Origin of the sequence: Thermobacillus xylanilyticus, from assembly GCF_907165215.1 — a bacterium.
Taxonomy (GTDB): Bacteria; Bacillota; Bacilli; order Paenibacillales; family Paenibacillaceae; genus Thermobacillus; species Thermobacillus xylanilyticus.
Genome location: NZ_CAJRAY010000024.1, coordinates 143562 through 153744 on the forward strand (window position 1 = coordinate 143562; position 10183 = coordinate 153744).

Below are 10183 nucleotides of genomic sequence, written 5' to 3' on the forward strand. Positions count from 1 at the left end.
GCCGCTGCCGGCGAAACTATCCGCTTTGCATGGAATGGGCGGGACGGCAGCGGCGTTCCGTTCGAAATTGCCGGGGCAGATCCGATCCCGTACAAGGAGGCGCGCGCATGGAACCGATCGTGCCGTTCGAGCCGGTCGCGGCGGACGACATTCCGGCGGGGCCGCAGTGGGCCGCCCAGATCAAATGGGACGGCGTGCGCATGCTCGTCTACTTCGACGGCGCCTCCACGAAGCTTGTAAACCGCAGGCTGCACGAGCGGACGATGCAATATCCCGAGCTGGCCGACGCACGGCGCTACTGCCGGGCGAAATCGGTCATCCTCGACGGCGAGATCGTCGCTTTCGACGCCGCCCGCCCGTCCTTCCACGAGGTGATGCGCCGGGACGGCATCCGCAATGCGCAGGCCGTGCCCGCCGCCGTCCGCGAGATCCCGGTCACGTACATGGTGTTCGACATCCTGTACCTGGACGGCGAATGGGTGACCGGGCGCAGCCTCGAAGAACGCCAGCGGCTGCTGGCCCGCGCCGTTGAACCCGGAGCCGGCGTCCGGCTCGTCGAGAACACGGCCGACGGCGAGAAGCTGTTCGACGTGATGAGAAAGCACGGCATGGAAGGCATCGTCGTGAAAGACCTCGCCAGCACCTACGCGGTCGGCGGCAAGGACGGCCGCTGGCGCAAGATCAAGGTGCGGCGCGACCTGACGGCCGCCGTGGGCGGCGTCACGTATGGCGGCGGCCGGGTGAACGCGCTGCTGCTGGGCCTGTACGACGGGCAGGGCCGCCTGCACTACATCGGCCATGCCGGATCGGGCCGGCTCACCGGCCGGGACTGGGCGGACATCACCGCCGCGGCGGAGCTGCTCCGCATGCCGGACTGCCCGTTCGCGGCGAAGCCGCCGCGCAGCGCCGGCGCGGTCTGGATCCGGCCGATGCTGACGGCGAAGGTCCGCTACCTCGAATGGACGGCCGGCCGAACGCTCCGGCAGCCGGTGATCGAGGCCGTCAGTGCGGGGTTTGGAACGGACTGCACGTTCGACCGGCTCGACGAAACGACGGTTTGAGCAAGACCCGGTACTGTGGTAACGTTAAGATGAAGAAATATCTGCCCAAGCAAATTGAACCGGTCTGAACCGGAACAGCGAAGGCAAGGAGGCGATGCCGCATGACCCCTGTCCAGCAACTCGCTTTGCGCAAATCCGCCTTTTCCCCGTCCGGACGCCGGGACGCCGTCAGGCGGGACGAGCCGTCCGAAGCGGGAGCGCGGAGCGGCGCCCTGTCCGCCTTCGACCGGTTCATCCACTACGGTCTGCTCGTCATCGGCAGCGTGCTGGCGGCCGTCGGTCTGGAACTGTTCCTGCTGCCGAACGGGGTGGCGACCGGCGGCATCGCCGGCGCCTCGATCCTCGCGGCGCATCTGACCGAAATGCAGCTCAGCCTCGTGCTGTTCCTGTTCAATCTGCCGTTTCTGCTGAGCCGGACGGCAACGAACCGGCGCCATGCGCTGCGGATGCTGCTGCCGCTCGTGCTGATCGTCCTGTTCACGCACTACCTGCATCCGGTGCCTGCGGTCTCCGACGACCCGCTGGCCGCCGCGCTGGGCGGCGGCACGTTCCTCGGCCTCGGCATCGGCCTCGTCCTGCGGCAGGGCGGCAGCTTCGACGAGCTCGCCGCGTCCGCACCGCTCAGGCCGGCTTTTCGCCGGCTCGACGCCGGCACCGTCATCTTCGTGGCGAATCTGGCGATTTTGCTGTTCGCCGGGCTTGTGTTCGGCATCAACCAGGCGCTCTATTCGATCATCGCGCATGTGCTCGCCTATTTCATGCTGGAAGCGGGATATTCCGGCATGTCGCCCGTCAAGCGGATCCGGGTCCGCAGCGCCATGCTGGGCCGGCTGCGGGAAGCGGCGGATCGGGGCTTGCGGGTCCGCTGGATCGAGACGGGCGACGGGGAGACGGCGGTCCTCGACGTCTACCGGCGCGATGTCAAGGCGCTGCGCCGCCTGCTCGCCGCGATCGATCCGCAGGTCGAGATCGAAGGGGTGCGGCATGACGAGGCGCGGCGGCTAAGGCCGTTTGTGTAAGGGCGTGCGTAGGGCGGCATGCCATAGGGTGCATAAATGCACCTCATTTTCGGTCGGGATGGAAGTATCGGCGATTATGGTGCAAATATGCACCATATATAAAGCTTTCCGGGCTTTGATGGACGCATCTGGTGCAGATTTGCACTATATTGGGCCAAAGCGGGGTTTAGATACGCCATTATGGTGCAAATTTGCACCACAATGGCGAAAGAACAAAGAGCCGGTCAACGGATCGACTCTTTTTCTTTCTTCTTGCCGCTTGTCTTGCGACGGGTCCCTTTGCCCGTGCCGCCCGCTGCGCCTTCTGCGCCCGCCGCGTCCGCCGTCGCCGCCGGTCCCGCCTTCGGCGCTCCCGCCGCTTCGAGGCTCGCCTGGAGGGCGGCCATCAGGTCGATGACGTTCGTCCGCTCCTGTTCCGGCGCGATGTGCACCTCTTCGCCCGCGATTTTCGCCTGGATCGCCTCCATGAGCCGCTCCCGGTACTCATCCTTGTACTTCTCCGGCTCGAACGGGCCCGTCAGGTGGTCGATCAGCATCGTCGCCATTTCGAGTTCCTTCTCGTTCACGGCCGTATGCTCCGGCAGCCCCGGCACCTGGTGAACGGGCCGCACTTCGTCGGGATAGGCGATCGTCTCCATCACCAGGCAGTTCTCGATGAAACGGATGGCGGCGAGGCTGCCTTTCGAGCGGATCGACACGTTCGCGATGCCGATCCGTCCGGTCCGCTTCATTGCCTCCAGCAGCAGGCTGTAGGCGCCGGCGCCCGCCTGATCCGGCGCGAGATAGTACGACCGTTGGAAATAGATCGGGTCGATCTCCCGCATGTCGACGAAGTCGAGGATGCGGATCGTTTTCGACGTCTCCGCGGCCAGTGCGTCCAGCTCTTCCTTCTCGAACAGCACGAACCGGCCTTTCTCGTATTCGTACCCTTTCGCGATGTCCTCGGCCGCCACTTCCTTGCCGCAGTTCTTGCATGTCCGTACATAGGCGATCGGCCCGCCGCACTCCCGGTGAATCATCCGCATCGCAATGTCCTTGTCCTCGACGGCGGCGAACATTTTGACCGGCACGTGCACGAGACCGAAGCTGATCGCGCCTTTCCACACCGTATGCATGCCCGTCCCTCCTTTTTCGGGAAAAAAGAATCTCTGAACCGCACCTTCCTGCTAACCATCGTGCCCAACATGCATGAAAACCAACCGCAGAGGGCATATTTTGTGCGTATCCCGCAGCGGATGGAAGGAGGACTCACGGATGACGGATCGGCCGGAGGGACATCCGGAACGATTGCAGGACGGCGACCATGAAGGCCGCGCGGAAGCGGAGATGGATATCGACCGGATGGTGAACGAAGGTCTCGGCGGCGGCTATGTGTCGCCGGTGAAGAACGGCAAAATCGGCGAAACGACAACGGATACGATGGACGACCTGGAAGGAGGTTGACCGGCATGCGCATCGGCGCGAAGAATGTGAAACGGCTGACCTGGCTGTCTTGTCTCGCCGCCTTGCTGGTTCTTGCGCTGCTCGCCGGCTGCGCGGAGATGAAGCGCGGGAACGGCGCAGACGGCGACGGAGGCATCCGCGCGAAACAGGCCGGAGAGAAGAACGGACGCGGCGTCCGCATGCAGTCGAAACGGGACGATACGCCGAACCTCGCGGACGGGCCGGAACGCAAGCTGCGCGAGCCGAAGCCGCTGACGCTGGCCGACCTGCGCGCGAAATATCCGAGCACTTTCGTGCTGCAAGGGTCCGGAGACAAGCGCGAAGTGGCGCTGACGTTCGACGACGCCCCGGACGACGTGTTTACGCCGCGCGTGCTGGACGTCCTGAAGCGCGAAGGGGTGAAGGCGACGTTCTTCTGCGTCGGCAACCGGATCGAGGCGCACCCGGACGTCATGCGGCGGATCGTCGCGGAAGGGCATGTCGTCGGCAACCATTCCTACAGCCACGCCAATCTGCCGAAGCTGTCCGACGAGCGGTTCCGCGAGGAAATCCGCAAAACGGACCGGCTGATCCGGCAATATACCGGCTATACGCCGAGCTTCGTCCGGCCGCCGTACGGCAACATCACCGAAGAGCAGATCAAATGGCTGGCGAGCCAGAAGCGGAAGATCGTGGGCTGGAACGTCGACTCGCTCGACTGGAAATCGTTAAGCCGCGAGGAGGTCGCGACGAACATTCTGGCGCATGTGAAGCCGGGGTCGATCATTCTGCAGCATTCGGCCGGCGGGACCGGAGAAGACCTGACAGGCACCGTCGAGGCGCTGCCCGAGGTCATCGCCAAGCTGCGCAAAGACGGCGTTCGGTTCGTCACGATTGATCGGATGCTGGGCATTCCGAAATAGCGCGGGGTCACGGCGGGCTGAAATTTTTCGGGACCGGATGCGGCGGCAAGCCGGGAGCGGGCCGGGGCGCGGGCACAAGATGTCCGGGACGCGGCGATCGCTTCCGGCTTTCTCTTTTTTTCTTCACGGCGAAAAGTTAAAATAATAGATGTCAGTCCAAACGCCGTGGAAGGGAAGACAATCAATGGCCTCACAGCAGCATTCCGGCCTCAGGCCGGCAGAAATCACAAAACGCATCGTCATGCTGACGATCGGCGCCGTCCTGATGGCCGTTGCGCTCGAAATTTTTCTTGTTCCCAACAATGTCATCGACGGCGGCATCACCGGTATTTCCATTATTTTGCACGAACTGACGGGCGTGCCGCTCGGGCTTTATCTGTTCTTCATCAATCTCCCCTTTCTGTTCCTCGGGTACAAACAGATCGGCAAGACGTTCACCCTCTCGACGCTCTACGCCGTTTCGGTGATGTCGCTCTGCACATTCCTGTTCGAACCGATCGCGCCGCTCACGATCACGAAAATTCTGGCCGCAATCTTCGGCGGCGTCATTCTCGGCGTCGGCGTCGGCCTCGTCATCCGGTTCGGCGGTTCGATGGACGGCACCGAGATCGTGGCGATTCTCATCAACAAGAAGACGCCGTTCTCGGTCGGCGAAGTCGTCATGTTCTTCAACTTCTTCATCTTGACGTCAGCCGGATTCGTGTTCGAATGGGACAGCGCCATGTATTCGCTGATCGCGTATTTCATCGCGTACAAGGCGATCGATATTACAATCGAGGGGATGGACGAGTCGAAGGCGGTCTGGATCATCAGCGACGCCGCGACGGAGATCGGTTCGGCCATCATCAACCGGCTCGGACGGGGCGTTACCTATCTGGCCGGTGAAGGCGCGTACACGGGAGACAGCAAGCGGGTGATCTTCTGCGTCATCACGCGGCTGGAGGAAGCGAAGCTGAAGTCCATCGTGCAGGAAATGGATCCGACCGCGTTCCTGGCCATCGGCAACATCCACGATGTGAAAGGCGGACGGTTCAAGAAGAAAGATATTCACTGATGCGGACGGTCGGCGCGCGGAACCTGATCGCGGCCTTTGTTGATCGCCCATGGCCCGGCCGCTATAATAAGTGCGTATTGACGGTCAGGGAGAAGGACGGTGAACGGCCGTGAACGATCAGAAGAAGGATGCCGCGCAGGCGGTATGGCGCGCGGAAGATGAGAACGGAACGGCGAGGCTGGCCGAACGGCTCGCGGGCTGGGCGGCTCCGGGCACGGTCATTGCGCTGGACGGCGATCTGGGGGCGGGCAAGACGTTCTTCTCGCAGTCGTTCGCCCGGGCGCTCGGCGTGCGGGAAGTCGTGAACAGCCCGACGTTCACGATCATCAAGGAATATGAGGACGGGCGGCTGCCCCTGTATCATATGGACGTCTACCGGCTGTCGCAGGACGAGGCGGACGAGCTGGGGCTGGACGATTATTTTTATGGACAAGGCGTTGTGCTGGTGGAGTGGGCGAGTCTGATCCCGGATCTGCTTCCGCCCGCGCATCTGGCGATTGCGATTGAACATGCCGGAGGCAGCGCGCGCATCATCCGTCTGACCGGCGCGGGCCGGCCGTATGCGGATTGGTGCCGGCGGCTGGCGGAGGAAGGGGTGTGCGGCGAATGACGAACATCGCATCCGCCGGTTTTGGCAAGCCGGTATTGGCGCTCGATACGTCGACCTCCGCGCTCTGCGTCGCCGTTGTCGGGGAAGGCCGCGTGCTTGCGGACGACCGGTCGATCGTGGAGCGCAGCCATTCGGTGCTGGCCGTGCCGATGGTGAAGGACGTGCTCGCCGCGGCGGGCGTGACGCCGGACAAGCTCGGCGGCATCGCCGTCGGCTGCGGCCCGGGGTCGTACACCGGCGTGCGGATCGCGGTGACCATCGCGAAGACGCTGGCCTGGGCGTGGGGCGTGCCGCTCGCCGGCGTGTCCAGCCTCGAGGCGCTGGCGCTTGGCGCGGCCGGCGACGGCGGAACGGAAGCGGATTCCGCTCCCGAATGGATCGTGCCGCTGATGGACGCGCGGCGGGGCCAGGTGTACACCGCCCGGTTCGCATCCGGCGGCGGCTGGCGGCGGCTCGCGGCCGACGGCATCCGGCTCATGCGGGAATGGGCGGATGAGCTGGCGGAGCAGGCGGAAAGCCAGGGGGAGCGGGAGCGCCCGCGCCGCATCCGGTTCGTCGGCGACCCGTCGCTGCACCTGGCGAGCATTGAACAGCTCGGGGAGCGGCTGAACGGCCGCGTGCGGATCGAAGTCTGCCCGACCGTCATGGAAGGTCGATCCATTGCGGAGCTCGGCATCCGGCGGCTCGCCGCGGGCGAAGCCGACGATCCGCATGCATTGGTGCCCAACTACACGCAGCTCGCGGAAGCGGAGGCGAAACTTCTCGCCGGGCGGCAGGAGGGATGACGATGGGGGAACGCGCGCGTGAAGCGCAAGGCAGCGGCGACAGCGCCGTGAAGGTGCCGGAGTTCCGCCCGATGCTGCTGTCCGACGTGCCGGCGATTACGGCCATCGAGCGGGAAGCGTTCACGGTGCCGTGGTCGGCGGAAGCGTTCGTGAACGAGATCCGGCACAACCATTTCGCCCGGTACACGGTGATGGAGCTGGATCAATCGATCATCGGCTACGGCGGCATGTGGGTCATCATGGACGAAGCGCACGTGACGAACATCGCGGTGCGCGCGCAGTACCGCGGGCGCGGCTACGGCGAGATGCTGCTGCGCCGGCTCATGCAGACGGCCAGGGAACAGGGCGCCCGGTCGATGACGCTGGAGGTCAGGGTGTCGAACGAAGTGGCGCAAAACCTTTATCGCAAACTGGGGTTCAAACAGAACGGGATCAGACCCCGCTACTACACCGACAATCAGGAGGACGCGTACATCATGTGGGCGGATCTCGCATCCGGAGGCGGAACGACATGACGGCGGCCCGCACACGCGGCTCCGGGGGCGGCGTCATACTGGCCATCGAGACGAGCTGCGACGAGACGTCTGCCGCCGTCGTACGCGGCGGCAAGGAAGTCCTGAGCAACCTGGTGTCCAGCCAGGTCGAGACGCACCGCCGGTTCGGCGGCGTCGTGCCGGAGATCGCCTCGCGCAAACACGTGGAATCGATCACGCTCATGATGGAGCAAGCGGTGGCCGAGTCCGGTCTGTCGCTCAAGGATGTCGACGCCGTCGCGGTGACGCAGGGTCCGGGGCTGGTCGGCTCGCTGCTGGTCGGCCTTGCGGCGGCCAAGGCGCTGGCGCTGGCGCTGGACGTGCCGCTGATCGGCACGCATCATATCGCGGGGCATATTTACGCCAACCGGTTGATCGGCGAAATGCTCTATCCCGCGGTGGCGCTCGTCGTCTCCGGCGGGCACACCGAACTGGTCGTCCTCGAGCGGGAAGGAAGCTTCCGGATCATCGGCCGGACGCGGGACGACGCGGTCGGCGAGGCGTACGACAAGGTGGCGCGGGCGCTCAATTTCCCGTATCCGGGAGGGCCGCACATCGACCGGCTGGCGATGGAGGCGGACGACGTGAACGAGCTGCCGCGCGCATGGCTGGAGCCCGAATCGTACGACTTCAGCTTCAGCGGTCTCAAATCCGCCGTGCTCGCCGAGATCAACAAGGCGCGGATGAAGGGCGAGCCGCCGATGCGGCCCGCCCTGGCGCGCGGATTTCAAGAATCGGTCATTGACGTGCTCGTGACGAAAGCGCTGCGCGCGGCGGAGGAATTCGGCGCCCGGCAGCTGCTTCTGTGCGGCGGCGTCGCCGCGAACCGCGGGCTGCGCGGGACGTTGACGGCGGCCTGCGAGGCGCGCGGACTGCCGCTGCTCATCCCGCCGCTCTCGCTCTGCACGGACAACGCCGCGATGATCGGCGCCGCCGCCCATCTGAAATGGGTGCGCGGCGAATTTACGCCGCTCGACGCGAAAGCCGATCCGCTCCTGTCCCTTGAAGCGTGGTCGGTGAAAGATTAGAACGAAAGCCCGGCCGGTGCGGCCCAATCCGCATCCGCCGGGCTTTATCGTCACTTGAAGAACAGGAAGTGGGTCGGCAGCTTGCGCAGCTCGCCGTCGGACGGTTTGTTGATGACGCGGCCGTTGAACACGAGCGATGACGAGCCGCCGCCGTCGAGATTGTAGGCGTCTTTCACGCCGTACCTTTCCAGCAGAATTTGCAGCTCCTCCAGCGTGGCGCCGGAGCTGCCTTTCTCGTCGTAACCGTCCACGACGAGAATGAGCAGCTGGTCGTCCTTGTAGTTGGCGATCACGGTGCGCGGCGCGCGCCGGGGCGTCGTCTTCCATTTCTCCGGAATGGGCTGGGGGCGGCCGTTCTTCATCAAGATCGGCACGAACGACGCGCCGAACTGCGGGTTCAGCTTGTCCAATTCTTCCTGCGACTTGAACTTGCCGCCGATCAGCTGCATCTTGTCGTTCATGCCCACGAAGAACAGGTCTTTGTAGGACGCTTCAAAACCCGATACATACTTGCCGTTGACGATCGTCGTGCTGAGCGGATAGCGCTTGCCCTTCTTGTCCGCGAAGCCTCCCGCGTTCACGCCGGCGACGGCGCCCAGCCGCTTGACGGCAGACAGCGTCGTCTCCGCGCCGCCGTACGTGTCCCTTCCGAGCACCATCCTCATCGCCTGGTTCGATTTCAGCTTCACCTTCAGGGCGTATCCGTTGAAATGCTGCGCCTTCACATGAAACAACTGCGCCGTTATCCGGTTCGAGCGCACCTCTTCGACCGGCGTGCCGAGTCTTGCCGTGATGCGCCGGTCGTAGATCGCGTAAGGCTTGCCGACCTGGGAGGCCGCAAGTTTCGCGAGCCGTCCGGCTTCGGCGGACGCTTTGTCGAACAGTTCCGCTTCCTTTCGAATCGATTCGTTCGTCTCGCCGGCCAGCCCGATCGCCTTGTCGAGTCCGGACGCGACGCGTTCCGTCAATGTTCCGGCTGCCGGAGGGGCCGGCAGATTGAACTCCGGATACGCTTCATCCGACAGGGAGAGCGTCAGGCCGGGGCCCGCAGCCGCCAGCCAGATCCCCATCCCGAGAAAAGGAGCGGCGGCCAGCAGAAACAATCGATGGATCGTTCGCGGCTGCAACAGACGGTTCATTTCAACACATCCAGCTGTTTCTGCAATTCTTCCAGCTTCGCCTTCACTTCATTGAGCTGCGTATAGAGAAGATTGCTGTTGTCCGTATCTTCGTTCGCGTTGTCGCGGGCGAACGTCAGCAGTTCGTTCAGCGCGTTCACTTTCGCTTCGACGGTATCGATCTCGGCGCGAAAAGAGGCTTCGAGCTCGGTCATCCGCGTTTCGACTTCCTGCTGCATGGCTGCAATCTTCGCCGCCGTCTGCTGTTCGATGTCGGCCGTCATGCGGGCTTGCAGCTCGCCGGCGTACCATGCGGCGCCGGCAGCTCCGCCGGCTATCAGAAGAAGCCAGATGATCGTCAGCAGGAGGACGGCCGCTTTCGAGGCGGATCGGCTTCTGCGGGAAGCGCGTGAAGCGCGGTCTGCGCCGGTTGCCTGAAGGTGCAAGTCGTTCTGCATCGCTTCTCCACCTTTCTCTGAATCTAGCGCCGGTTGCCCCGGCTGCCAAAGGACCCGTCCGTTTACCTAGCGTAACGGATTTTGGGCCGATTGGGAACCCTGTCGGAATTGCCAGTCTGAGTCAAGCCAGTGTGGGCACTTTTTTTGGGGATGATGGATCACGCGAAAAAGA

The 10183-nt window shown here is 64.1% G+C and carries 12 protein-coding genes; 9 read left to right on the top strand and 3 right to left on the bottom strand.

Features of this window, described 5'->3' with window-relative positions:
- The first annotated feature begins 107 nt into the window (after positions 1–107).
- Both KJQ12_RS05665 and KJQ12_RS05670 read left to right on the top strand, forming a co-directional pair.
- Positions 108–1061: an ATP-dependent DNA ligase gene (locus tag KJQ12_RS05665; protein ID WP_213483822.1), complete on the top strand. Its 954-nt coding sequence runs from the start codon at positions 108–110 to the stop codon at positions 1059–1061.
- 101 nt (positions 1062–1162) lie between these two features.
- Positions 1163–2080: a YitT family protein gene (locus KJQ12_RS05670; RefSeq protein WP_213483823.1), complete on the top strand. Its 918-nt coding sequence runs from the start codon at positions 1163–1165 to the stop codon at positions 2078–2080.
- Positions 2081–2304: 224 nt separating this feature from the next.
- Here the strand turns inward: KJQ12_RS05670 and ku are convergent, their stop codons facing one another.
- A complete protein-coding gene (ku, locus tag KJQ12_RS05675) occupies positions 2305–3195 on the bottom strand; it encodes a non-homologous end joining protein Ku (RefSeq protein WP_213483824.1) in 891 nt (296 codons plus the stop codon).
- Between the two features lie 139 nt (positions 3196–3334).
- Between ku and KJQ12_RS05680 the strand changes: the two genes are divergently transcribed.
- From KJQ12_RS05680 to tsaD, 7 genes are all read left to right on the top strand, one after another.
- Positions 3335–3523 carry a hypothetical protein gene (locus KJQ12_RS05680; RefSeq protein WP_213483825.1) on the top strand — a complete coding sequence of 63 codons (189 nt, stop codon included), beginning with the start codon at positions 3335–3337 and terminating at the stop codon, positions 3521–3523.
- Between the two features lie 5 nt (positions 3524–3528).
- Positions 3529–4425: a polysaccharide deacetylase family protein gene (locus tag KJQ12_RS05685; protein ID WP_213483826.1), complete on the top strand. Its 897-nt coding sequence runs from the start codon at positions 3529–3531 to the stop codon at positions 4423–4425.
- A gap of 184 nt (positions 4426–4609) precedes the next feature.
- Positions 4610–5479: a YitT family protein gene (locus tag KJQ12_RS05690; protein WP_213483827.1), complete on the top strand. Its 870-nt coding sequence runs from the start codon at positions 4610–4612 to the stop codon at positions 5477–5479.
- A gap of 109 nt (positions 5480–5588) precedes the next feature.
- Positions 5589–6089, top strand: a complete 501-nt coding sequence (tsaE, locus tag KJQ12_RS05695; RefSeq protein ID WP_213483828.1) for a tRNA (adenosine(37)-N6)-threonylcarbamoyltransferase complex ATPase subunit type 1 TsaE — start codon at positions 5589–5591, stop codon at positions 6087–6089.
- On the top strand, positions 6086–6874 hold the full coding sequence (tsaB, locus tag KJQ12_RS05700) for a tRNA (adenosine(37)-N6)-threonylcarbamoyltransferase complex dimerization subunit type 1 TsaB (RefSeq protein ID WP_213483829.1): 789 nt from the start codon (positions 6086–6088) through the stop codon (positions 6872–6874). The genes tsaE and tsaB overlap by 4 nt, the downstream gene beginning before the upstream one ends.
- Before the next feature lie 2 nt (positions 6875–6876).
- Positions 6877–7389 carry a ribosomal protein S18-alanine N-acetyltransferase gene (rimI, locus tag KJQ12_RS05705; RefSeq protein WP_213483830.1) on the top strand — a complete coding sequence of 171 codons (513 nt, stop codon included), beginning with the start codon at positions 6877–6879 and terminating at the stop codon, positions 7387–7389.
- Positions 7386–8435 (top strand): tRNA (adenosine(37)-N6)-threonylcarbamoyltransferase complex transferase subunit TsaD, encoded by a 1050-nt coding sequence (gene tsaD / locus KJQ12_RS05710; protein ID WP_213483831.1) that lies wholly within the window; start codon positions 7386–7388, stop codon positions 8433–8435. Before rimI ends, tsaD begins: the two co-directional genes overlap by 4 nt.
- Positions 8436–8485: 50 nt before the next feature.
- On the opposite strand, the gene KJQ12_RS05715 is transcribed toward tsaD, so the two are convergent.
- Complete coding sequence (locus KJQ12_RS05715) at positions 8486–9574, bottom strand: phosphodiester glycosidase family protein (protein ID WP_213483832.1); 1089 nt, start codon at positions 9572–9574, stop codon at positions 8486–8488.
- Positions 9571–10011 carry a hypothetical protein gene (locus KJQ12_RS05720; RefSeq protein WP_213483833.1) on the bottom strand — a complete coding sequence of 147 codons (441 nt, stop codon included), beginning with the start codon at positions 10009–10011 and terminating at the stop codon, positions 9571–9573. Before KJQ12_RS05720 ends, KJQ12_RS05715 begins: the two co-directional genes overlap by 4 nt.
- Between the last annotated feature and the right edge of the window lie 172 nt (positions 10012–10183).